Below are 23,186 nucleotides of genomic sequence, written 5' to 3'. Positions count from 1 at the left end.
AGGTTACTTATTAATTTTATATTAAAAACCACTGCGTAATTATATACTCAGTGGTTTTGTTTTTTTATACTAAAAATTATCATAATATTAATAAATAGCCGTTTTAAAAAGAAGTAAATTGCCACTTAGATTTAACAATTTTGAACAAGCTATATAATTATGGATAAGATAAAAATACTTTGGGTTGATGATGAAATCGACTTATTAAAGCCACACATACTGTTTTTGGAGAAAAAAAACTATGCAATAACGACTTGTAATAATGGTCTTGATGCTATTTCAATTTTTGAAGAAGACAATTTTGATATTGTTTTTCTTGATGAAAACATGCCTGGAATGAGCGGATTAGAGACACTTTCGGAAATGAAAGAAAAAAAATCAACCATTCCGATGATTATGATTACCAAAAGTGAAGAAGAGTATATCATGGAAGAAGCTATCGGTTCTAAAATAGCTGATTATTTAATAAAACCTGTGAATCCAAATCAGATTTTATTAAGTCTAAAGAAAAATCTAGATCATTCAAGATTAATTTCTGAAAAGACGACATTAGACTATCAAAAGGAATTTCGAAAAATTGCTATGGAAATGGCGATGGTAAATTCTTATGAAGATTGGATAGAACTGTATAAAAAACTAGTTTTCTGGGAATTAGAACTTGAAAATATTAATGATCAAGGTATGATTCAGATTTTGGAGTCTCAAAAAGTAGAAGCTAATTCACAATTTGGTAAATTCATAGAGCGTAATTACGAAGACTGGTTTGCACCAAAAGCAGATAAACCAATTCAATCCCATACCTTATTTAAAGAATTGGTAGTTCCAGAAATAAAAAAGAAAGACAAGCCTATTTTGTTTGTAGTAATAGATAATTTACGTTACGACCAATGGAAATCATTTGAAACTGTAGTAGGTAACTATTATAAGTTAGAAAAAGAAGTTCCCTATTTCTCTATACTTCCAACAGCAACTCAATATGCCAGAAATGCAATATTCTCAGGTTTGCTACCTACAGAAATGGAAAAACAATTTCCAGAATATTGGAAAAATGATGTAGAAGAAGGAGGAAAAAATTTATTTGAAGCTGAATTTTTAAGTGCACAACTAAAACGTTTGGGATTAAATATAAAAGAAGATTATTTTAAGATTACCAATTTGGCAAGTGGGAAAAAACTAGCTGAAAATTTTAAGGCATTAAAAAACAATGATCTTGTTACTATAGTTTATAATTTTGTTGATATGTTATCACATGCCAAAACAGAGCTAGATGTTGTAAAAGAATTGGCTTCTGATGATAAAGCATACCGATCGCTGACATTGAGCTGGTTCAAAAACTCTCCCTTATTAGAAATCATACAACAGGCTCAGCATTTAGGGTTTAAATTAATTCTTACTACAGATCACGGTACAATCAATGTGAAGAATCCGTCAAAAGTAGTAGGAGATAAAAATACAAGTTTAAATCTGCGATACAAGACAGGGCGTAGTTTAACCTATGAGCATAAAGATGTATATGTTGTAAAAGAACCAAAAAAAATAGGATTACCTACTATAAATATGAGTAGTTCGTTTATTTTTGCAAAAAATGATTTATTTTTAGCTTACGTAAATAATTATAATCATTATGTGAGTTATTATAAAAATACCTATCAGCATGGTGGAATTTCATTAGAAGAAATGATTATCCCATTCTTGATATTTAATCCTAAGTAAGAGAAGAATTGTTTAGCTACTGTTCACTCTAGAAGTATAAAGAATTAAGTTTAAAAAATATCATAAAAATCAAAATGGAAATTACTTTTTCGTTAGATCAAATTCAGGAAGTTACAGAAAAAATTTTGGCTCAAAACCCAAATAAAATTCTTCTTTTTAATGGAGAAATGGGTGTTGGTAAAACAACGCTAATTAAGCAATTATGTAAAAAACTAGGGATTGAGGGGTCAACAAACAGTCCAACTTTTTCTTTAGTTAATGAATATCAAACAAATGATAATCAACTAGTTTATCATTTTGATTTTTATAGGTTAAATCATGAAACTGAAGCTTTAGATATGGGAGTTGATGATTATTTATATTCAGGAAATTGGTGTTTTATAGAATGGTCAGAAAAAATACCAAGTTTAATTCCTGATGAACATTCGGTTATTACAATCGAATTATTATCTGATGGAAAGCGTTTATTGAAGTTAGTTTGATTTAAATCATTAACTAAATTTATTCTTCTTGAGGCAAAGTGTATTAGCCTTTAAAATACTGTTTTATTAAAAACTTTTTACGTAATTTGTACACTTAATTTTGCATATACAATGTCAATAACGATAACTCCATTTACGAAACAAGATTTGTTGCCTCAAGAAGAAAAACTTGAGATTGGCAAATACAAGAGAGAACTTTTTATTGGTGTTCCTAAGGAAACAAGCTACCAGGAACGTCGTATTTGTTTAACACCGGATGCAGTAAATTCACTTACTTATCAGGGCCATAGAGTAATGATTGAATCTGGAGCTGGTGAAAGTTCGAGTTATACAGACAAAGAATATAGTGATGCAGGTGCAGAAGTAACGAAGGATACTAAGCGAGTTTTTGCTTGTCCGATGTTGTTAAAGGTTGAACCACCAACGATTGCAGAAATTAAATTAATTAATCCAGAAACAATTTTGATTTCGGCGATTCAATTAAAAACTAAGAAAAAGGCATATTTTGAAGCTTTAGCTCAGAAAAAAATTACTGCATTAGCATTTGAATATATAAAAGATGAAGACGGCTCCTATCCTGCTGTGAAATCATTAAGTGAAATTGCGGGAACAGCATCAATACTAATCGCAGCGGAATTAATGATCACTGATGAGATTGGGAAAGGATTGTTGTTTGGTAATATTACTGGCGTCCCTCCTACTGATGTTGTAATTTTAGGAGCAGGAACTGTTGGTGAATTTGCTGCAAAAACGGCTATTGGACTTGGAGCGACTGTCAAAGTTTTTGATAATTCAATTACTAAACTACGTCGATTACAAAACAATTTAAATCAGCGAGTTTTCACATCAACCATACAACCAAAGGCCTTATTGAAAGCTTTAAGGCGTTGTGATGTGGCAATTGGTGCTATGCGAGGAAAAGAACGTTGCCCAATTATTGTGACCGAAACTATGGTAGAGCACATGAAAAAAGGAGCAGTAATTGTAGATGTGAGTATTGATACAGGTGGTTGTTTTGAAACATCAGAAGTGACAACTCATGAAAAACCAACGTTTATAAAAAGTAATGTCCTACATTATTGTGTACCTAATATTCCTTCAAGGTATTCTAAAACAGCTTCACTTTCAATAAGTAATATTATTACACCTTATTTATTGCAAATTGCAGAAGATGGAGGAATAGAAAGTGCCATAAGACGCGATAAAGGCTTAAAAAATGGTGTCTATATATATCATGGAATTTTGACTAACAAAGCTATAGGTGAATGGTTTGATTTACCTGATAATGATATTAATTTACTTGTTTTTTAAGGCAACTTTAGTGTACCTTTGCCAAAAATAGAATTCATGAAATTTGTACATCGTTTTGCTTATTATTTAATTGGTTTAGTTATTGGATCTTTCTTTGTAGCGCTTGTATTTAGTGGTAAAGATACACGTTGTAATTATTTCCCCAATTCAAGAGTTTTAAATGATTTAAGAAATAAACCATTTCACTATTCAGATGAGGCATCTAAAGTTTTGGCTGAAAAATGGATTGATACACTAGATATTAAAAATACATTAAAATTTGGAGATGTAGATTTTGATAAAAGCAATACAGAATACAAAAAAGGAAAATTATACGTTATAGAAGGTAAGACTTTGAAGAATCAAGAAGTAATACTTAAAGTAATCAATTATCCTGGAAAAGCTGTTTTAGAATCTATAGAAAAAAAACAGGCTGATTAGTGCCATTGAATTTCAGAAATTTCCTTTGATTTTAAAAATACATTTGTTTTGGTAAAGTGTTTGTTTCCGAACCATTTTCCTTGATTTGCACTCATAGGTGATGGATGACCAGATTCCAGAACAAAATGTTTTGAAGTATCTATTTTGCGACCTTTCTTTTGAGCAAATGCACCCCATAATAAGAAAACTACATTTTCTTTTTTATCGGATATTGCCTGGATCACTGCGTCAGTAAACAAATTCCATTTTAAATGTTTGTGGCTGTTAGGCGTGTCTTTTCGAACCGTTAATGAAGCATTCAAAAGTAATACTCCTTGTTTTGCCCAAGATTCTAAATTACCAGAGCTAGGCATAAAAATTGAATCAAAATCAGTATTTAATTCTTTGTAAATATTACGAAGTGAAGGAGGGATTTTTATATTATCATTTACTGAAAAGCTTAAACCATTTGCCTCGCCTACTCCATGATAAGGATCTTGTCCGATGATAACGACTTTTACATCTTGAAAAGCACAATGATTAAATGCTGAAAAAACTAAATCAATTGGAGGATAGCAAGTATGGTTTTTGTATTCTTCTTCTACCGATACTATCAAATCATTAAAATAGGGTTTTTCTATTTCTTCTAACAATACTGTTTGCCAATCTGGATTGAGGTTGATTTTCATTTTACTAAATTTTACTACAAATTAAGTAAAGTTTTTTGCAAAGTACCAATTAATACTACTATTTAGTTTCAAAACTTTGTAACTTTGAAACTTTACAACTTATGATATAATATGATATCTATTACTGATAAAACATTACAAGATTTACAATTTCCTACAGTACTCGAAACCATTTCGGATATCTGTAATACTGATATAGGCAAGCAAAAAGCTTTAGAAATAACACCATTTAGAGATAAAGAAACTTTGATGCAAGCATTAATGCAAACATCAGAGTATGTATCATCTTTCCAAAATAATAATGCAATCCCCAATCATGGCTTTGATGCAATAAGCTATGAAATTAAATTTTTAGCAATCGAAGATAGTTTTCTTGAAGTTGGAAGTTTTAGAAAAATTGCAACACTATCATCTACAGTTAATTTTTTATTGAATTTCTTAAAAAAATTCGACGACTATTATCCTAATTTAAATATCAGAGCTTCACAAGTTGAGTTTACCAAAGAAATTATTTCGCAAATAGATGTAGTTGTGGATAAGTATGGAGAGATAAAAGACAATGCATCTCCTGAATTATCTAATATTCGTCGCGATATGAATTTAGTTAGAGGAAAAGTAAATCAAAGCTTTGGTATAGCCCTAACACAATATAATAGCTTAGGCTATCTGGATGATATTAAGGAAAGTTTTGTACAAAACCGTAGAGTTTTGGCCGTTCTAGCGATGTATCGTCGCAAGGTAAAAGGCTCTATTTTAGGGAGTTCAAAAACAGGAAGCATCGCTTATATCGAACCAGAGACAACTTTACAATATTCAAGAGAATTGAGTAATTTAGAATATGAGGAAAAAGAAGAAATTACTCGTATTTTAAAACAATTGTCAAATGCCATTCGTCCCTATTTATCTTTATTGATAGAATATCAGGCTTTTTTAAGTGATATAGATGTTGTAGCCGCCAAAGCAAAATATGCTAATAAGATAAATGGTATTTTACCAACAATTACTGAAGAACGTCGTCTGTATTTTAGAGATGCTTTTCATCCGATTTTGTACTTAAATAACAAACAAAAGAATGAAGTTACGCACCCTCAAACCATTGAATTAAAGCAAGATAATAGAATTATTGTTATATCTGGTCCAAATGCGGGAGGTAAGACTATCTCTCTTAAAACGGTTGGGTTATTACAATTAATGTTGCAATCAGGAATGTTAATTCCTGTGCATGAACGTAGTGAGACTTTTTTATTTGATAGAATTTTAACGGATATTGGAGATAATCAATCTATTGAAAATCATCTGAGTACTTATAGTTATAGATTAAAAAACATGAATTATTTCCTTAAGAAATGCAATCGTAAAACAATGTTTTTGATTGATGAATTTGGAACAGGTTCAGATCCTGAATTAGGTGGAGCTTTAGCTGAAATTTTCTTGGAAGAATTTTACCATCGTGAAGCATTCGGGATTATAACTACACATTATTCTAACCTTAAGATTTTGGCAAATGAACTGCCTTGTGCAACAAACGCAAATATGCTTTTTGATGAAAAATCATTAGAGCCTATGTATAAGTTAGTTCTTGGACAAGCGGGAAGTTCGTTTACATTTGAAGTAGCATTAAAAAATGGAATTCCGTATGGTTTAATAAATCGTGCGAAAAAGAAAATCGAAATCGGAAAAGTTCGTTTTGATAAAACTATTGCAACATTACAAAAAGAGCGTTCTAAATTAGAAAAAACTTCTTTGAATTTAAAAGAAGAAGAAACAAGAGCTCGTGCAGAGAGTAATAAGATGGAAAATATAAATGTCAAGATAAAACAAAAACTAGAAAGCTATCAGGAATTATATGATAGTAATCAAAAGACAATTTATATAGGACAAAAGATTGAAGACATTTCAGAAAAGTATTTCAATAATAAAAATAAAAAAGAACTGATAGGAGAATTTTTGAAGATTATTGAAATTGAAAATTCTAAACGTAAAAAAGCAACTCCAAAAGAAGCAAAAGCAATAGTTGAAAAGAAAAAAGAAGTTATTGCTGAAGTAACAGTTCAGGTAGAAGAAATTCGAAAAGAGAAAAAAGAAAAAAAATTAAAAGCTGTTGTCGAAAAACCAAAAGTAACTTTAAAAGTTGGAGACCGTGTTCGAATGATAGATGGAAGATCAGTAGGAAGTATTGACTCTATCGAAAAAAATAAAGCTACAGTAAATTATGGTGTCTTTACTTCGAAAGTAAGTTTGGATGAATTGGAATTTGTAGAAGCCGGTAAAAAATAGATTTTCAGTTTTTGCTGCAGTTTTCAGTCATTATAAATATCAAATTTGGACTAAAATCTAAATAAAGCGATTTAAATAAACATCTTCAAAAAGATGATTAATGAGCTGGAAGATTTTAAAAAACCTATTAAAAGTTATCTGTGAAAGCTGTTTTTTGATTTATTAAATTTATAAGATTGTTAGTTTTGATAGATAAAAACAATAACGAAATTTTTGCTTTTTAATTATGAAAAAATCGCAATCTGTGTCATTGCGAGGAACGAAGCAATCTCACTAACATTTGTCTAGATGTTGTAAATTACTGAAGGAGATTGCTTCGTTCCTCGCAATGACATGATAAATAAAAAAATATGAAACCAGGTTTTATTTATATTATCACAAATAAACACCAAACAGTAGTGTATGTTGGGGTGACTTCAAATCTTCCGCAAAGAATTCTAGAGCATAAAGAGAAAAGATATCCAAACTCATTTTCTGCTCGTTATAATTTGGACATATTAGTTTATTATGAACAATTTCAGTGGATTGGTGATGCCATTGGTAGAGAAAAACAAATAAAAGCAGGTTCAAGACAAGCTAAAAATGATTTAATTCGTTCAATAAATCCAACTTGGAAAGATTTGTTTGAAGAAATTAAGGATATAATGACTGTGTAAAAAGTTTTGTATGTTAGAAATGAATAAACAAATTGAGATTCCTTCCTTCCTCGCAAAGACGGCTGAGAACAAAAAAATAATTCTCTTTGACGGAGTTTGTAATTTATGCGATTCAGCTGTGCAGTTTATTATTAAACATGACAAAAAAGATGTTTTTCGTTTTACAGCTTTACAATCTGAAATTGGAAAAGAAATTTGTAAGCATATTGGAGTCGATACATCTAAAGTTGATAGTGTTATATTTTACGAACCAGGAATAGCTTATTATTATAAATCCGGAGCCGCAATTGCAATAGCCGAAAATCTTGGAGTTTTTTGGAGTTGGTTTTCTATTTTTAAAATAATCCCTATTTTTTTGAGAGATCCATTGTATAATTATATTGCCAAAAACAGATATAAGTGGTATGGAAAAAAGGAAAGTTGCATGATTCCTACTCCTGAATTAAATGCTAAGTTTTTGTAAGACTTTATTTTAGCACCTAGGTTTTATTTTATACTAAATTTGGTTGTACACAATCTTTCTACTTCGAATGAAAATAAATTATTAAAATTGCTACCGCTAAAAAAAAACAGTAAGCCGATTAAATTTTGATTTGACAAATTCTTATCATTTCTAAATTTCTAATGAAACTACAAATAGCAACTTTAAACTGAATACTATATTTCTAGCCCAAATACTAGTGGCTTCTTTTTTATTTTTATTTTATTTAAAAATATACAGAGCATACAGCGGAAATTAGCTTCAAAAAACATTAAGTTATTATATAAAAAAAGCCTCAAATAATTCAATTTGAGGCTTTTTTGTGGTTGATAAGAAATTAGCTTCTTATTAATTTTCTGTATTTCAGACGTTTTGGAGTCAAATCTCCACCTAAACGTTTCTTTTTATTTTCTTCATATTCAGAGAAACCTCCTTCGAAATAATATACTTCTGAGTTTCCTTCGAAGGCTAATATGTGCGTACATATTCTATCTAAGAACCATCTGTCGTGAGAAATAACTACTGCACAACCGGCAAAATTCTCCAAACCTTCTTCAAGTGCTCGAAGTGTATTTACATCCAAATCATTGGTAGGCTCATCTAGTAAAAGTACGTTTCCTTCTTCTTTCAATGTCATTGCAAGATGCAAACGGTTACGCTCACCACCAGACAATGTTGAAACTTTTTTGTTTTGATCGCTTCCGCCAAAGTTGAAACGGCTTAAGTAAGCACGTGAGTTTACTTGACGTCCGCCCATCATGATTAATTCCTGTCCATCACAGAAGTTTTCCCAGATTGATTTGTTTGGATCAATATTAGAATGGGCTTGATCGACATAAGCAATTTTAACAGTTTCACCTATAGCAAATTCACCATTATCTGGCTTTTCCTCCCCCATAATCATTCTGAAAATAGTTGATTTACCAGCACCATTTGGTCCTATAATTCCAACAATTCCAGCTTGTGGTAAAGTGAAATTTAAATTATCATATAATAATTTATCTCCAAAAGCTTTGGCAACATTTTTAGCTTCAATAACATTTGTTCCTAAACGTGGACCGTTCGGGATATAAATCTCTAGATTTTCATCTAGTTGTTTTTGATCTTCGTTTAATAATTTATCGTAATTCTGTAAACGTGCTTTTTGTTTTGTCTGACGGCCTTTTGCACCTTGACGAACCCAGTCAAGCTCACGTTCTAAGTTTTTACGACGTTTTGAAGCTACTTTTTCTTCAAGTGCCATTCTGCTTGATTTTTGATCTAACCAAGAAGAATAATTTCCTTTCCAAGGAATACCTTCACCTCTATCTAGCTCTAAAATCCAACCAGCAACATTATCAAGGAAATATCTATCGTGCGTTACAGCAATTACAGTTCCAGCATATTGTGCTAAGTGTTGTTCTAACCATAATACCGACTCAGCATCTAAGTGGTTGGTAGGCTCATCAAGTAACAATACATCAGGCTGTTGTAACAATAAACGACATAATGCAACACGACGACGCTCTCCTCCTGAAAGGTTTTTGATTGGTGTATCTCCGTCTGGAGTACGTAACGCATCCATTGCAATTTCTAGTTTGGTATCGATTTCCCAAGCTCCTAATGCGTCAATTTTATCTTGCAAAGCAGCTTGACGATCCATCAACTTGTCCATTTTATCGGCATCTTCATAGTTTTCTGGAAGACCAAATAAGTCATTTATTTTATTGTACTCTTCAAGAACTGCCATTGTCTCGGCAACTCCTTCACGAACAATTTCAATAACTGTTTTTTCATCATCTAATTGAGGTTCTTGTTCTAGGTATCCTACTGTATAACCTGGAGCAAAAACTACATCACCTTGGTAATTTTTATCAACACCAGCAATAATCTTCAAAAGTGAAGATTTTCCTGAACCATTTAAACCTAAAATACCAATTTTAGCTCCATAAAAAAAGCTTAGATAGATATTTTTTAGCACTTGCTTGTCGCTACTTGAGTATGTTTTACTCAGTTTTGACATGGAGAAAATTACTTTCTTATCGTCTGACATTATAAATTTATTTTAAATTTTATTACTTTTTTATTTAAACTCTTCCTTTTAAAGCATTAAAAACCCATGCAATGGCTAAAAAACCTACTCCTGTAGCAGCAAATCCCCAGCCTGAAACATCTCTATATCTAAAAAATCCAAGCCCAATAAGGAGAAATCCCATTATAAACATTATAAAAGTTGCCCATCCTAATATTGTGTTTTTATTCATCCCCATAATCACGGTATTTTTTATATTATATAAGCTTACAAATATCGGTAATTTTACTGTCTTAATTAAATATTTTGAAGAGCATTTCTTTTAATAAATCAGATTGTGGTAATGCATTGGCTCCCACTCCTTTACTTTTTATATCTATATCACGTAATGCAGAAACAACCTGACTTACCTTCTTCATTGGATAATTTTTTATCGCTAAATCATATTCTTTTAAGAAATAAGGATTTACTCCTATAGCTGTTGCCACATTTTTTGGGTTTTTATCCTTCAAACCATGATATTTTAATAATTGTATGAAAAAGCCAAAAACTAATCCTGTTGTCATAACTAAAGGATAATCTTTGGGGTTATGTGCAAAGTTTTCGGCAATTTTATAAGCTTTAATCTGATTACGTTCTCCGATTGCTTTACGTAGTTCAAATACATTGTAATCTTTACTAAAACCAATATTTTCCTCAATATGTATTGGTGTGATTGCAGTACCTTTTGGTAAAATTATTTGTAGTTTTTCAAGTTCGTTATTAATCTTACTTAAATCAGTTCCTAAAAATTCTACTAACATTGCATTGGCTTTGGGTTCGATTGTATACCCTTTGCCAGATAAAACTCTCTTGATCCAGTCGCCAACCTGATTTTCGTATAGTTTTTTGCTTTCATAAACTAGTCCTTTCTGTCCCAATAATTTGGTTACTTTTTTACGTTTATCAAGTGTTTTATATTTGTAACAAAAGACTAAAACCGTTGTTTCCATTGGGTTGCCCGCGTAGGCTTCAAGTTTGTCTATTGTCCTAGATAAATCCTGTGCTTCTTTTACAATAATGACCTGTCGATCTGCCATCATAGGATAACGTTTTGCAGCCGAAACAACATCCTCTATAGATACATCACGACCATATAAAACCGTTTGATTGAACCCTTTTTCTTCCTCAGACAGGATGTTTTTTTCTATATATTCGGCTAATTTGTCAATGTAATATGGTTCTTCTCCCATAAGGAAGTAGATAGGCTTGATGTTTCCCACTTTAATATCATTAACAATTTTTATAACTTCATCCATTTCTTTATTATTTCGAGTTTAATGTTTAAGGTTGTTATTTCAATATCTTGAAACTTTAAACCTGAAACCTAAAACTATTTTATATTTTTGCTTCATGCAAAAACTAAATTTTCCCTCTTATCTATTTCGATTCAAAAATAGCGAAAATAAAGTGTCTATTTTTGATGAAATCAGGAAAAAATTTATCATTCTCACTCCTGAGGAATGGGTTCGTCAACACGTGGTTCAGTTTTTAATGATGGAGAAGAAATACCCTAAATCATTGATAAATGTTGAAAAGGTACTAAAAGTCAATGGGTTAAGAAAACGATATGATATCGTAGTGTATAATCCAGATGGCACTATATATATATTAGTAGAATGTAAAGCTCCGGAAGTGAAGATTTCGCAGGCAACTTTTGACCAGATTGCTCGTTATAATATGACTATGAATGCGCAATTTTTGACAGTTACTAACGGATTACAGCATTATTTCTGTCAAATGGATTTTGAAAATGAAAAATATAATTTTTTAAGAGAATTACCAAATTATAATTCTTTAAATAAATAAAACACAATACACTTGGATAAAATAGCTGTTGTCATTTTAAATTGGAATGGAGCAAAATTATTAGAACAATTTTTGCCTTCGGTCGTGCAATTTTCACCAGAGGCAACTATATATGTCGCTGATAATGCTTCGACGGATAGTTCTATTGCTTATGTAAAAGAAAATTTTCCTACCGTAAGAATTGTAGTGAATACTGGTAATTATGGATATGCTCAGGGTTATAATGAAGCATTGCAACATATTGATTCTAAAATATATGCTTTGATTAACTCTGATATTGAAGTTACTGAAAATTGGTTGCAACCAATTTTGGACACTTTTGAAAAAGAACCTACAACGGCTATTATTCAGCCTAAAATTTTAGATTTCAAAAGTAAGTCTTACTTTGAATATGCTGGTGCTGCGGGTGGATTTATTGATAAATATGGTTATCCGTTTTGTAGAGGTCGTATTTTTGATACTATCGAAAATGATAACGGTCAATATAATGATAGCTGTAAATTATTTTGGGCTTCGGGTGCATGTTTCTTTATAAGAAGTACCGTTTATAAAGAATTGAAAGGTTTTGATGAAGGTTTTTTTGCACATCAGGAAGAAATAGATTTGTGTTGGAGAGCAATTAATCTTAGTTATACTATTAAACATAATTCGCAAGCTATTGTGTATCATGTAGGTGGTGCAACTTTGCAACAAGGAAATCCTAGAAAGACCTATTTGAATTTTAGAAATTCGTTATTAATGCTTACCAAAAACTTACCTAAAGATAGGCTCTATGGCATTCTTTTTGCTAGAATGGTACTTGATGGTATCGCAGGAATGCAATTTTTAATACAAGGAAAATTTAAACATACCTGGGCAATTATAAAAGCTCATTTTTCTTTTTATAGTCTTTTTTTAAAATATTATAAGAAAAGAAACAATTTTCAAACACAAGAATACTATATAGTTAAAAGTATCGTTTTCTTGTACTATGTTAAGAGAATCCGCGTATTTAAAGATATCTTTAACAATAATCAAATTAATAACCCTTAACTTTGTAGACTTACGTCTAATTAAATTTTTATTTTTTATGAGAAAAATATTCATCGCCCTAACTGCACTAATGGTGCTATCTTCGTGTGTTTCTAAAAAGAAATATGCTGACTTAGAAGCTAAAAACAAAGAAACTCAAGATCTATTAAATTCTTGTACTGTAAAATTAAATTCTTGTTTGGAAGAAAAAGCTGGATTAACCGCTACTGTTGCTACTTTGAAAGAGCATAACCAAACTTTAATCAGTAGTTCTAAAGATTTAACAATGCTTACATCTAAAGGAGCAGAAAACTTAGAAAAATCTTTAGAAAGTTTAAAAGAAAAAGATTTAAAAATATCTAGACTTCAAGATGCTTTAACTAAGAAAGATAGTGTTACTCTTGCTTTGGTTACTAGTTTAAAAGGTGCTGTTGGTATTAGCGATCCAGACATCGAAATCAATGTTGAAAAAGGAGTTGTATTTATTTCTATTGCTGATAAATTATTATTTAAAAGCGGTAGCTATGACGTAACTGATAAAGCTAAAACGGTTTTGGCTAAAGTGGCTAAAGTAGTTAATGACAAACCAGACTTTGAGTGTATGGTTGAAGGTCATACTGATAGTGTTCCTTACAAAAGCAACGGTATAATAACAGACAACTGGGATTTAAGCGTTAAACGTTCTACTTCTATCGTTCGTGTATTAACAAATGATCTTGGTGTTAACCCTGCTAAATTAATTGCTGCAGGTAGAAGTTCTTATGTGCCATTAGTAGAAAATGATACTGCTGAAAACAGAGCACGTAACAGAAGAACTCGTATTGTTGTTATGCCAAAAATTGATCAATTTTATGATATGATTGAAAAAGAAATGAAAAAACAATCAGGTAAATAATCTGATTATATCATATATGGAATTGTAATAAAATAAATTTAGAATTCTGAAGTATAAAAACCAGTGAAATAATTTCACTGGTTTTTTTTTATGTCTTATAATTGTTATTTATAAAAACAGAAAAAGCAGGTCAATTGACCTGCTTTTATGTATCCTTAATCTTTTTAATAACCAATTAAATATCAATTAAGAATAACATTATCGTGTATTTATATATGATGATTTCTTTAAAATAATGCTTGAATTTAGATAATTAACTTCAAATATCTTGCCGAATTCAAATATTTTTATAAAATATCTAGACTTCCTTTTCCTTCTCTGATTACAATTGGTTCATTTTCGGATAAATCAATAATAGTTGATGCAACATTATCACCATAACCTCCATCAATAACCATATCTACTAAATTTTGCCATTTTTCAAAAATTAACTCTGGATCAGTTGTATATTCGATAACGTCATCTTCATCACGTATAGATGTAGAAACAATGGGATTTCCTAACTGACGTACAATTTCTAGTGCTATTGAATTGTCTGGTACACGGATTCCAACTGTTGTTTTCTTTTTAAATTCTTTTGGTAAACTATTATTTCCAGGTAAAATAAAAGTGTAGGGGCCTGGTAATGCTCTTTTTAATAATTTAAAGGTCGATGTATCAATTTGTCTGACATAATCAGAAATATTGCTCAAATCATGACAAATAAATGAAAAGTTTGCTTTTTCTAGTTTAACTCCTTTTATTTTTGCGATACGTTCTAATGCGCGTGAATTAGTTATATCGCAACCTAAACCATAAACGGTATCTGTTGGATAAATTATTAAACCTCCATTTTTTAAAACTTTAACTACTTTTGCAATAGCAGCTTCATTAGGTTTATCGGTATATATTTTTATAAATTCTGCCATTTTTTATTTTGTTTAAAGTTAAATTTGTTTGAGGGTTTAAGTTAGCCGATGGCAAGATAAAACCTTAAACTTAAAACATTTTTTATCCTACTACATCTAATTTAGCAAATCTTAGCAACAACTTCTTAATTCCGCCAACTTCAAATTTTATTTCAGCTTTTTTGTCTGCTCCTACTCCTTCTAGATTTACAACTTCTCCTTTTCCGAATCGTTCATGCATTACAATATTTCCAATTGTTAATTTGTTGTCAAATAAATTTGGCGCTGCATTGTTCGGATTACTTGATACTGGTTTTAATTTACGGATATTTAAATCCGATTTAGGTTCATTGTTATTAACTGTTTTAGGTGGTGTTGTACCAATTGGTTTAGCTAACCGTAATTTAGATTTATCTACATCACCAAAAACATCAATATCAATCATTGGTTTATAACGGTAGCCATTTTCTGCTGGCGTTAAATATTCTATATACTGACCGTCAATTTCTTCTATAAAGCGAGAAGGTTCGCTATCGGATAATTTTCCCCAACGGTAACGTGATTGTGCATATGTTAAATAGGCTTGATGCTCTGCACGTGTTAAAGCTACGTAAAATAAACGACGTTCTTCTTCAAGTTCACTTCTGGTACTCATACTCATTGCGCTTGGAAATAAGTCTTCTTCCATTCCTACAACAAATACGTGAGGAAATTCTAATCCTTTTGCTAAGTGAATCGTCATTAAAGCAACACGATCTTCATCGCTTGTGTCTTTGTCTAGATCGGTGGCAAGTGCAACATCCTCCATAAATTCTGATAATGCCCCTCTTGCTCCATCAATTTCTTTTTGACCTTCTGTGAAATCTTTTATACCGTTTAGTAATTCTTCAATATTCTGAACTTTTGCCATACCTTCAGGTGTAGCATCTTTTTTAAGTTCTTGTACCAATCCTGTTTTTTTAGCAACATGATCAGTAATATAAAAAGCGTCCTGATTTTGATCAATAACCTGAAAGCTTTGTATCATGGTAACAAAATGATTGATTTTACTCTTTGTTCCTGAATTTAGTTTCAAGTCTATTTTATCAATATTTACCATTACCTCCCAAATTGTACGTTTGTAGTGATTGGCTGCAATTGTGAGTTTTTCAATCGTTGTGTCTCCAATTCCACGTGCTGGATAATTAATTACACGTACCAAAGCTTCTTCATCTTTAGGATTAATTACCAAACGCAAATAACATAAAACATCTTTAATTTCCTTACGTTGGTAAAATGATAATCCACCATAAATACGATACGGAATATCACGTTTTCTTAGCGCGTCTTCCATTGCACGCGATTGTGCATTGGTACGATACAAAATGGCAAACGAACCATTATGTAATTGATTCTGCATTTTTTGTTCAAAAATAGTACTTGCTACAAAACGTCCTTCTTCTGCATCTGTTAAACTTCTGTGGACTTTAATTTTTGCACCAAAATCATTTGCTGTCCAAACTATTTTATCAAGTTTGGTCTTATTGTGCTCCATTACAGTATTTGCTGCTTCAACAATATTTTTTGTTGAACGGTAATTTTGCTCTAAACGATACATAATTACACCTTCGTAATCTTTCTGGAAATTCAAAATATTATTAATATTCGCTCCACGGAAAGCATAAATACTCTGCGCATCATCACCTACTACACATATATTTTGAAACTTATCTGATAATGCTCTAACTATCAAGTACTGAGAATGGTTTGTATCCTGGTACTCATCAACCAAGATATAGCGAAAACGATTTTGGTATTTGGCTAAAACTTCTGGATAACGAGTCAATAATTCATTAGTTTTTAATAGTAAATCATCAAAATCCATTGCACCCGCTTTAAAACAGCGGTCTACATATTGTTGATAAATTTCGCCTAATCTTGGTCTTTTAGCCATAGCATCAGCTTCTATCAATTCAGGATTGTTAAAATATGCTTTTACTGTAATTAAACTATTTTTATAGCTCGAGATACGGCTTAAAATTTGCTTTGGTTTATAAACATCACGATCCAGTTGCATTTCTTTTATGATTGAAGAAATCAATCTAGCTGAATCCTGAGAATCGTAAATCGTAAAATTAGATGGATATCCTAAATGATCTGATTCTGCACGAAGAATACGCGCAAAAATTGAGTGAAAAGTTCCCATCCAAAGATTTTTTGCTTCAGACGCTCCCACTATATCAGATATTCTATGTTTCATTTCACGAGCCGCTTTATTGGTAAAAGTAAGCGACAAAATATTAAACGGATCAACGCCCTGCGCCATCAAATAAGCAATTCTAATTGTTAAAACACGAGTTTTCCCTGAACCTGCCCCAGCAATAATAATCATCGGCCCGTCTTTTTTTAAAACAGGCAGTCTCTGTGCTTCATTGAGCTGGTCAATGTATTTTTGCATGAAATTTTTCTCCATAATTAATGCAAAAATAAGGATTTTAAAAGAAAGTTCCTAAGTTCCTAAGGTGCTGAGTTGCTAAGTTTTTTTTAAGCGGAACAAAAAGGGTTTTATTAAGTATGGTTTCCTTCATTTTTAAAAAAATTACTGTACTATTAAGTCCTTAAGGCTCTATGGTTACTATTAAAAATAACTCAGTCCTGATTACGAAGCCTTGAGATGGATTTAAAATCTTAGTTTCACAAAAATTCTATTTATAAAACACATCGTAAGCAAAACGGATTAATGTACCGATTACTACAATCAAAAAGAAAACCCTAATAAAACCATTTCCCTTGTTTATGGCTAATTTTGCGCCAAGCCATCCGCCAAGCCCGTTGCTTATTGCCATAGGAATTGCAATTGTCCAAATGATTTTCCCTTTTATAATAAACAAGCAAATCGATCCGAAATTTGTTGCTAAGTTGACCATTTTTGCATTTGCTGAAGCATGTAGAAAATCAAAACCCATTAAAGCAATAAAGGCTACTACAAAAAAACTCCCTGTTCCTGGGCCAATAAACCCATCGTAAAAACCAACGATTACACTAATTAAAACAGCATATATTATTTGTTTTTTTGCCGAATGGTCTTTGGCTACTTGTTGACCAAAATTTTTCTTTGCGTAAGTATAAATTAGTAATAGAGATAAAACGACTAATAACAGCGGTTTCATAAAATCATTGCTCACATAGGTCAATAAAGTAGATCCAAGAAATGCTGATGGTACTGCTAAAAGCATCATAATGAGCAGTAACTTCCATTGTATGACTACTTTTTTCATATATTGAAAAGCAGCAAAAGCTGTTCCGCTAAAGGCTGGGAATTTTAGAGTTCCGATAACTGTAGATACAGGTAAATTGGGTAATAAAATCAATCCCATTGGTGTTTGGATTAATCCGCCACCTCCTACAATAGCATCAATAAATCCTGCTGCAAAAGCTGCTAAACAAAGTAAAATTATAATATAGTCTTCCAATTATTATATAGTATTTTATTCAAATTTGAAAGTTGGTAAAATTAACCTTCTTAAATAAATATTACAATTAAAATGATGCTGAATTACATTCAAAAAGTATATTTTTGTTTTCTCAAATTTAAAAAATGGATTCAAATAAAATTATAGAAATTATTGCTTATACTCTGCCTTCTGTTGTAACTGGTGGTGTGGCTTATTATTTTTTCAAATCGTATCTAACTGACAAACAAAGTACGAGAAGATGGTTATTGCAAAAAGAGGCTCAAAAACAAGCTTTACCATTGCGTTTACAGGCATATGAGCGTATTACATTGTATCTAGAACGTATTAGTCTAACTAAGTTGTTAATACGTGTTACGCCAACATCTAATGATAAAAATGACTATGAAAATCTAGTTATTGCACAAATTGAGCAAGAATTTGAACATAATCTAACACAGCAAATATATATGTCTGACGAATGTTGGACTATAGTTACAACAGCCAAAAATGCTACAATTCAGATGATTCGTAAAGCTAGCATGAGTGACCGTGTTGATAGTGCTGATAAATTACGTGAGATTATCTTAAATGATTTATTTGATAAACAATCGCCTAGCAGTGCTGCTTTATCTTATATTAAAAATGAAGTGAGCGATATGTGGTAATTACCTATTATCGCTCATAATTTCAGACTTATTTTGTGCATATTCATATCCTTCTTCCCACCATTTTTTCATTTCTTCTTTATTAAAAATTAATGCATTGTTGGTTAGTTTTGTGGGAGTATAAAACAAGTTTAGTTTTACATTTTTATTTTTTGCGATTAGTTTTCCAATTGCGATATCATGTTTCTCAACTTGATCTAATGCTATTCGGAATAGATCGATCATTAATGAAAACGGATTTTTACCAATAGCATTTTGGGTTATATTTACTTCTGTTTCAAGGATAACGACATCTATTTCGGTTGCTCCACGATGTATAGCTTCTCGAATTGGAACCAAGCTTGAGAATCCTCCATCACCATATTCAAAGTTGTTTTTTGAAACTAAACTCATAAACGGAATGTAGTTACTAGAAATCCAAATCCAATCGCAAAATTCGTCATAGCTACAATCTTTTATTGATTTGTACTCAGCTTCATTTCTTGATAAATTTGTTACTGTTATAACAACATCAGTTTTTAGTTTTTTTAACTGATTAAATTCAGATATAGAGAAATTATCTTTGATGTATTTTTGTAATCCTTTGCTTTCTCCAAATGTTCGTTTTCCTTTAAAAAACTGACGGATTACATTAAAATGATTTATGGTAACAATATCAATTCCGTCCTTTTCTTTTACTACAAATGGGCTAATATTAAATATTTTCCCCATGTTTACATTGGTATAAATACCATGAATTTTATGAATGTTTCCAAGGGCTAAATGTGGGATAAGTAAGCTTCCAGTTGAAGTGCCTAGAAATAAATCATATTGACATTTTTTTATCTCTAATAAATATTGTGCAACTCCTCCAGCAAAAGCTCCTTTGCTTCCTCCTCCTGAAATAACCAATGCTCTCATAATATGTATTGTAGGTTTTTTTTAAGAGAAAAAAAGTACTTACATTTTGTAATTTATTCTCCTGCTCTATTTTCTTTCTTTTGTAAATCTATTCTCTTAACAAACGTTCTAACTGAAACTGTTCATTCGATGACAAATTAGGCAAAATTCTTTCAAATGTACTACGCATTTCACTATTTTTTAATAATACTCGAATGTTTTCTCTCCCAAATTTAGAAAATTGCCACATATGATGTGTTGTTGAATTAACCAAATTTGTTAGTACTACATCATTTGTTAATTTAAAATTAATTAATTTTTCTAAAGCGTTTTGACGTGTGGTAGCCTCATATTTAGGGGATGAATATGCTATTAATTCGTTTACTAATATTTCTGGTTCTGAAGTATAATTTGCTGTTGATAATGCCAATGAAAGCCATAATGTTCTTAGATTATAATCGTTAAAACCAATCCAGTTTTTTGATTTATCTAAATATTCATTGCGATGTGAAGGAAAATTATTCCATAAATAAAACAAAGCTATCTCTTGTGTTTGATAGGATTTGTCATCAAGCAACGTTTGATATTGAGTTCTGAAATCTTCAGGAATTTTATATAGCGTGGCAGCTACTTCTTGTCGAACTTGTAAGTTATTTGTTTTTAAAGCCAGTGTAAGCAATTGCTTTTTTGCTTCATATTTCTCATTTGTTATTTGGTTTACAATTGCCTTTTTAACTGTAAAATAGACATCTGATTGTAAAACTTTCGATAAAAATTCTTCTTTGTCTTTAATTGTTTTTTTATTGAGTTTATCTACTTCTAAGCGTATTTGTATTGCTTTATTTTTACTTAGTAATTCGTTAGCTTCCTTCGTATTAAAAACAGTTGTCTCAAGCCATACTTTAGAGAATTCTTTTAAATTATAATTAGACAGTTTTTTTATTTCTTCAAAAAAATAATCGGTATTTACTGTTTTATATGCATACTTTTTCAAGTAATTTCGAATCACTTTTTTAAAAGTTTTATCGCCTAGCGCATTGTGTAAAACGAATAAGGCCCACGCCCCTTTTTCATAAAAAGTAAGCGAACTTGCTTTAGCATTTAAAACAGGTATTGTGTCGGTTCTTGATGCAAATTTTAGTTGCTGTGCTGTTTCGTATAATTTGGAATAAAAATAGTCGTCGCCATAAATTTCTTTTTCGGCAAGTAAAGCATAATAGGTTGCAAAACCTTCTTGAAGCCAATGATGTGTACTGTTTTCGGCTGTAATTAAGTTTCCAAACCAATGGTGCGCTAGTTCGTGTGCATTAATATTAGTATATTTCCTGTCTTCAAATCCTGTAGAATCAACAACATATCTGGTAGAAAATAAAGTAGCAGTGGTATTTTCCATACCAGCATATAAAAAGTCACGTACTGGAGCTTGCCTGTATATTTCCCAAGGATACTTTATTCCTATTTCTTTTTCTAGAAAATCAAAAATTTCTTTAGAGTGACGATAGGTCGGTTCGAAGCGAGAAAGGTCGTTGTTTTCGATGTAATATTCTAAAGGGATTCGAGATTTTGATGTAAAGGATTTTTCTTCATATTTTCCAATGGCAAGTACTAATAAATAGGAACTCATAGGGTTTTGCATGCGGTATTGCCAAACAAAAGAATTTTCGTTTTCTAGTTTATTTTTCAGGATGCCATTTGAAATAACTTTATAGTTTTTGTCGAAGGTAATATCCATATTAAAAACTACTTTCTCATTGACATCATCAAAGCTTGGAAACCAGTTACTGGTATATCTTCCTTGTCCTTGTGTCCATATTTGAGTATCCTCTTTGTTTTCTGCGTTTATAAAATACAAAGCTTGTTTAGGTTGGACTGTATAACTAAAAGTAAGTATGTTTTTTCCTTTTTGAAATGGAAAAATTAATTGTAATTGCTTATTTGTGTTTCTGTATATTATTTCTTTACCATTTACTTTTATATCAGTAAAGGTCATGTTTTGTCCATCAATTTTAATAGTGTCGATGGGTTGAAGTATCTCAAAATTATATTTCACATTTCCTGATATCGATTTATTGGTTGTATTGATATTGATTTCTCCTAAAACGGTTTTAAAATCAACATATTGAGTTTGTTGCGCAAAACTGAAAAAGGTAAAGAATAAAAGAATGTATTTCATTACTTATTTAATTTGATACTAAGGTTTTCAAAGTTACAAAGGTTTAATGAACTAACCGAAGTAAATTTGTAAGTTTACTTTTTGAAAATATTTAAACAATTCCATTGAAAAAAACAGCCTTATTTAATTGGAGCAGTGGCAAAGACTCTGCTTTAGCATTATATAAAATACAACAAGACAAAAAGTTTGAAATCAGTTGTTTGCTTACTAGTGTAAACGAACAATTTCAGCGTATTTCGATGCATGGCGTTCGTGTAGAGTTATTGGAACAACAAGCAAAAAGTATTGGATTACCTTTAGAAATCATGCAAATTCCAGAAATGCCAACGATGGAAGTGTATGAAGAAGTAATGAGCAGAACATTAGCAAAACTTAAAAATAAAGGCGTTAAATATTCTATTTTTGGAGATATTTTTCTTGAAGATTTACGTAAATATCGTGAAGATAAATTGCTTGATATCGGTTTTGAAGCGGTATTTCCTTTATGGAAAATTCCAACTAAAGATCTAATTCAGGAATTTATTTCTTTGGGATTTAAAACAATTGTAGTTTGTGTAAATGAGCGTTTTCTTGATAAGAGCTTTGTTGGTCGTGTAATTGATCAGGATTTTATAAATGATTTGCCAAATAATGTAGATGTTTGTGGTGAAAATGGTGAATTTCATACCTTTACCTTCGATGGGCCTATTTTTTCTAAGCCAATTAAATTTGAAATAGGAGAAATTGTACATCGAAAATATGAAAAACCAAAAACAGAATCCAGTAACACAGCCTGCGATTCAAATGAAGATGATGCTTTTGATTATGGATTTTGGTATTGTGATTTGATATAAACTAATATATAAATTTAATTTTAAAACATATTCCTATGCTTGCAAAAGAAAAGAACTCTGAAGTAGAAAAAATTCTATTTTTCTTGGGTGAAATTGGAATTAATATTATTGAAAAAGAATTAAATGAAACTTTTCTGCCAGGATTGTCTTTAGGAGCAAGTTGTATTTACATTGATTATAAAAAAATGTTATATCCAGGAGATATTTTGCATGAAGCAGGACACTTAGCGGTTACTCCTACTGCAAATAGAAAATTAGTAGGGACTGATAAAATTGCTAGTGATTGGCCAACTGAAGGCGAAGAAATTGCAGCAATCCTTTGGTCTTTTGCGGCAGCGAAACACTTAGAATTGCCCTTAGAGTTTGTTTTTCATCCTAATGGTTATAAGAATGACTCGGAGTGGTTAATATCGAATTTTAATGATGAAGTTTATATTGGCTTGCCTTTTCTTGAATGGGCTGGACTTGCTTTAGGAAATGAACGAGCTGCGAAAGAAGGAAAAGAAGCATTTCCTAAAATGTTAAAATGGATAAGAGAATAA

General features: G+C 31.0%; 22 protein-coding genes. 13 read left to right on the top strand and 9 right to left on the bottom strand.

What is annotated here, in order from left to right:
- Positions 1 to 159: 159 nt before the first annotated feature.
- The 4 genes from IUY40_RS09005 to IUY40_RS08990 all read left to right on the top strand — a co-directional run bounded on the left by IUY40_RS09005 (position 160) and on the right by IUY40_RS08990 (position 3,926).
- On the top strand, positions 160 to 1,713 hold the full coding sequence (locus tag IUY40_RS09005; RefSeq protein ID WP_195736532.1) for a bifunctional response regulator/alkaline phosphatase family protein: 1,554 nt from the start codon (positions 160 to 162) through the stop codon (positions 1,711 to 1,713).
- Positions 1,714 to 1,787: 74 nt separating this feature from the next.
- Complete coding sequence (tsaE, locus tag IUY40_RS09000) at positions 1,788 to 2,195, top strand: tRNA (adenosine(37)-N6)-threonylcarbamoyltransferase complex ATPase subunit type 1 TsaE (RefSeq protein WP_195736531.1); 408 nt, start codon at positions 1,788 to 1,790, stop codon at positions 2,193 to 2,195.
- A 111-nt stretch (positions 2,196 to 2,306) separates the two neighbouring features.
- Positions 2,307 to 3,506 carry an alanine dehydrogenase gene (locus tag IUY40_RS08995; protein WP_195736530.1) on the top strand — a complete coding sequence of 400 codons (1,200 nt, stop codon included), beginning with the start codon at positions 2,307 to 2,309 and terminating at the stop codon, positions 3,504 to 3,506.
- A 36-nt stretch (positions 3,507 to 3,542) separates the two neighbouring features.
- Positions 3,543 to 3,926, top strand: coding sequence for a DUF4258 domain-containing protein (locus IUY40_RS08990; RefSeq protein ID WP_195736529.1), 384 nt, complete (start codon positions 3,543 to 3,545; stop codon positions 3,924 to 3,926).
- On the opposite strand, the gene ung is transcribed toward IUY40_RS08990, so the two are convergent.
- Positions 3,923 to 4,594, bottom strand: coding sequence for a uracil-DNA glycosylase (gene ung, locus IUY40_RS08985; RefSeq protein ID WP_195736528.1), 672 nt, complete (start codon positions 4,592 to 4,594; stop codon positions 3,923 to 3,925). The two genes, IUY40_RS08990 and ung, sit on opposite strands and share 4 nt — an antisense overlap.
- 111 nt (positions 4,595 to 4,705) lie before the next feature.
- On the opposite strand from ung, the gene IUY40_RS08980 reads away from it, so the two are divergent.
- The 3 genes from IUY40_RS08980 (at position 4,706) to IUY40_RS08970 (ending at position 7,990) form a co-directional block, all read left to right on the top strand.
- A complete protein-coding gene (locus tag IUY40_RS08980; protein ID WP_195736527.1) occupies positions 4,706 to 6,871 on the top strand; it encodes a DNA mismatch repair protein MutS in 2,166 nt (721 codons plus the stop codon).
- Positions 6,872 to 7,221: 350 nt separating this feature from the next.
- The gene (locus tag IUY40_RS08975) at positions 7,222 to 7,527 is read left to right on the top strand and encodes a GIY-YIG nuclease family protein (protein WP_195736526.1); all 306 of its coding nucleotides are present in this window, start codon (positions 7,222 to 7,224) and stop codon (positions 7,525 to 7,527) included.
- Between the two features lie 19 nt (positions 7,528 to 7,546).
- Complete coding sequence (locus IUY40_RS08970) at positions 7,547 to 7,990, top strand: thiol-disulfide oxidoreductase DCC family protein (RefSeq protein WP_195736525.1); 444 nt, start codon at positions 7,547 to 7,549, stop codon at positions 7,988 to 7,990.
- 355 nt (positions 7,991 to 8,345) lie between these two features.
- Here IUY40_RS08970 and ettA read toward each other — a convergent pair whose 3' ends face one another.
- Genes ettA through holA form a run of 3 tightly spaced genes read right to left on the bottom strand, consistent with a single transcriptional unit; the run spans position 8,346 to position 11,317 of the window.
- The gene (ettA, locus tag IUY40_RS08965) at positions 8,346 to 10,040 is read right to left on the bottom strand and encodes an energy-dependent translational throttle protein EttA (protein WP_195736524.1); all 1,695 of its coding nucleotides are present in this window, start codon (positions 10,038 to 10,040) and stop codon (positions 8,346 to 8,348) included.
- Between the two features lie 34 nt (positions 10,041 to 10,074).
- Positions 10,075 to 10,257: a CAL67264 family membrane protein gene (locus IUY40_RS08960; protein ID WP_195736523.1), complete on the bottom strand. Its 183-nt coding sequence runs from the start codon at positions 10,255 to 10,257 to the stop codon at positions 10,075 to 10,077.
- A 55-nt stretch (positions 10,258 to 10,312) separates the two neighbouring features.
- Entirely contained in the window at positions 10,313 to 11,317 is a 1,005-nt protein-coding gene (holA, locus tag IUY40_RS08955; protein WP_195736522.1) for a DNA polymerase III subunit delta, read from the bottom strand.
- A gap of 94 nt (positions 11,318 to 11,411) precedes the next feature.
- On the opposite strand from holA, the gene IUY40_RS08950 reads away from it, so the two are divergent.
- Genes IUY40_RS08950 through IUY40_RS08940 form a run of 3 tightly spaced genes read left to right on the top strand, consistent with a single transcriptional unit; the run spans position 11,412 to position 13,773 of the window.
- A complete protein-coding gene (locus tag IUY40_RS08950; RefSeq protein ID WP_195736521.1) occupies positions 11,412 to 11,867 on the top strand; it encodes a type I restriction enzyme HsdR N-terminal domain-containing protein in 456 nt (151 codons plus the stop codon).
- A gap of 12 nt (positions 11,868 to 11,879) precedes the next feature.
- The gene (locus IUY40_RS08945) at positions 11,880 to 12,899 is read left to right on the top strand and encodes a glycosyltransferase family 2 protein (RefSeq protein ID WP_195736520.1); all 1,020 of its coding nucleotides are present in this window, start codon (positions 11,880 to 11,882) and stop codon (positions 12,897 to 12,899) included.
- Between the two features lie 37 nt (positions 12,900 to 12,936).
- Positions 12,937 to 13,773: a flagellar motor protein MotB gene (locus tag IUY40_RS08940; protein WP_195736519.1), complete on the top strand. Its 837-nt coding sequence runs from the start codon at positions 12,937 to 12,939 to the stop codon at positions 13,771 to 13,773.
- 287 nt (positions 13,774 to 14,060) lie between these two features.
- Here IUY40_RS08940 and IUY40_RS08935 read toward each other — a convergent pair whose 3' ends face one another.
- The 3 genes from IUY40_RS08935 to IUY40_RS08925 all read right to left on the bottom strand — a co-directional run bounded on the left by IUY40_RS08935 (position 14,061) and on the right by IUY40_RS08925 (position 18,112).
- The gene (locus IUY40_RS08935) at positions 14,061 to 14,681 is read right to left on the bottom strand and encodes an L-threonylcarbamoyladenylate synthase (protein ID WP_195736518.1); all 621 of its coding nucleotides are present in this window, start codon (positions 14,679 to 14,681) and stop codon (positions 14,061 to 14,063) included.
- An 82-nt stretch (positions 14,682 to 14,763) separates the two neighbouring features.
- Positions 14,764 to 17,097: a UvrD-helicase domain-containing protein gene (locus tag IUY40_RS08930; RefSeq protein ID WP_195736616.1), complete on the bottom strand. Its 2,334-nt coding sequence runs from the start codon at positions 17,095 to 17,097 to the stop codon at positions 14,764 to 14,766.
- A 247-nt stretch (positions 17,098 to 17,344) separates the two neighbouring features.
- Entirely contained in the window at positions 17,345 to 18,112 is a 768-nt protein-coding gene (locus tag IUY40_RS08925) for a TSUP family transporter (RefSeq protein ID WP_195736517.1), read from the bottom strand.
- Positions 18,113 to 18,237: 125 nt separating this feature from the next.
- Between IUY40_RS08925 and IUY40_RS08920 the strand changes: the two genes are divergently transcribed.
- Positions 18,238 to 18,759, top strand: coding sequence for a hypothetical protein (locus tag IUY40_RS08920; protein ID WP_195736516.1), 522 nt, complete (start codon positions 18,238 to 18,240; stop codon positions 18,757 to 18,759).
- On the opposite strand, the gene IUY40_RS08915 is transcribed toward IUY40_RS08920, so the two are convergent.
- Positions 18,760 to 19,659: a patatin-like phospholipase family protein gene (locus IUY40_RS08915; protein ID WP_195736515.1), complete on the bottom strand. Its 900-nt coding sequence runs from the start codon at positions 19,657 to 19,659 to the stop codon at positions 18,760 to 18,762.
- Between the two features lie 88 nt (positions 19,660 to 19,747).
- A complete protein-coding gene (locus IUY40_RS08910) occupies positions 19,748 to 21,811 on the bottom strand; it encodes a M1 family metallopeptidase (RefSeq protein ID WP_195736514.1) in 2,064 nt (687 codons plus the stop codon).
- Positions 21,812 to 21,915: 104 nt separating this feature from the next.
- On the opposite strand from IUY40_RS08910, the gene IUY40_RS08905 reads away from it, so the two are divergent.
- Entirely contained in the window at positions 21,916 to 22,644 is a 729-nt protein-coding gene (locus IUY40_RS08905) for a diphthine--ammonia ligase (protein WP_195736513.1), read from the top strand.
- Positions 22,645 to 22,679: 35 nt separating this feature from the next.
- Positions 22,680 to 23,186: a hypothetical protein gene (locus tag IUY40_RS08900; protein ID WP_195736512.1), complete on the top strand. Its 507-nt coding sequence runs from the start codon at positions 22,680 to 22,682 to the stop codon at positions 23,184 to 23,186.

Origin of the sequence: Flavobacterium sp. ALJ2 (assembly GCF_015594725.1) — a bacterium.
In the GTDB taxonomy this organism is placed as follows: domain Bacteria; phylum Bacteroidota; class Bacteroidia; order Flavobacteriales; family Flavobacteriaceae; genus Flavobacterium.
Note: the sequence above shows the minus strand (reverse complement) of the source record. Positions and strands in the feature narration are given on the sequence as shown.

Coding starts and splice junctions, on each gene's coding strand:
- IUY40_RS08915 (WP_195736515.1), bottom strand. CDS start 19,659: ATGAGAGCATTGGTTATTTCAGGAGGAGGAAGCAAAGGAGCTTTTGCT.
- IUY40_RS08990 (WP_195736529.1), top strand. CDS start 3,543: ATGAAATTTGTACATCGTTTTGCTTATTATTTAATTGGTTTAGTTATT.
- IUY40_RS08970 (WP_195736525.1), top strand. CDS start 7,547: ATGAATAAACAAATTGAGATTCCTTCCTTCCTCGCAAAGACGGCTGAG.
- IUY40_RS08900 (WP_195736512.1), top strand. CDS start 22,680: ATGCTTGCAAAAGAAAAGAACTCTGAAGTAGAAAAAATTCTATTTTTC.
- IUY40_RS09005 (WP_195736532.1), top strand. CDS start 160: ATGGATAAGATAAAAATACTTTGGGTTGATGATGAAATCGACTTATTA.
- IUY40_RS08960 (WP_195736523.1), bottom strand. CDS start 10,257: ATGGGGATGAATAAAAACACAATATTAGGATGGGCAACTTTTATAATG.
- IUY40_RS08950 (WP_195736521.1), top strand. CDS start 11,412: ATGCAAAAACTAAATTTTCCCTCTTATCTATTTCGATTCAAAAATAGC.
- tsaE (WP_195736531.1), top strand. CDS start 1,788: ATGGAAATTACTTTTTCGTTAGATCAAATTCAGGAAGTTACAGAAAAA.
- ung (WP_195736528.1), bottom strand. CDS start 4,594: ATGAAAATCAACCTCAATCCAGATTGGCAAACAGTATTGTTAGAAGAA.
- IUY40_RS08935 (WP_195736518.1), bottom strand. CDS start 14,681: ATGGCAGAATTTATAAAAATATATACCGATAAACCTAATGAAGCTGCT.
- IUY40_RS08980 (WP_195736527.1), top strand. CDS start 4,706: ATGATATCTATTACTGATAAAACATTACAAGATTTACAATTTCCTACA.
- ettA (WP_195736524.1), bottom strand. CDS start 10,040: ATGTCAGACGATAAGAAAGTAATTTTCTCCATGTCAAAACTGAGTAAA.
- IUY40_RS08920 (WP_195736516.1), top strand. CDS start 18,238: ATGGATTCAAATAAAATTATAGAAATTATTGCTTATACTCTGCCTTCT.
- holA (WP_195736522.1), bottom strand. CDS start 11,317: ATGGATGAAGTTATAAAAATTGTTAATGATATTAAAGTGGGAAACATC.
- IUY40_RS08930 (WP_195736616.1), bottom strand. CDS start 17,097: ATGCAAAAATACATTGACCAGCTCAATGAAGCACAGAGACTGCCTGTT.
- IUY40_RS08975 (WP_195736526.1), top strand. CDS start 7,222: ATGAAACCAGGTTTTATTTATATTATCACAAATAAACACCAAACAGTA.
- IUY40_RS08995 (WP_195736530.1), top strand. CDS start 2,307: ATGTCAATAACGATAACTCCATTTACGAAACAAGATTTGTTGCCTCAA.
- IUY40_RS08910 (WP_195736514.1), bottom strand. CDS start 21,811: ATGAAATACATTCTTTTATTCTTTACCTTTTTCAGTTTTGCGCAACAA.
- IUY40_RS08940 (WP_195736519.1), top strand. CDS start 12,937: ATGAGAAAAATATTCATCGCCCTAACTGCACTAATGGTGCTATCTTCG.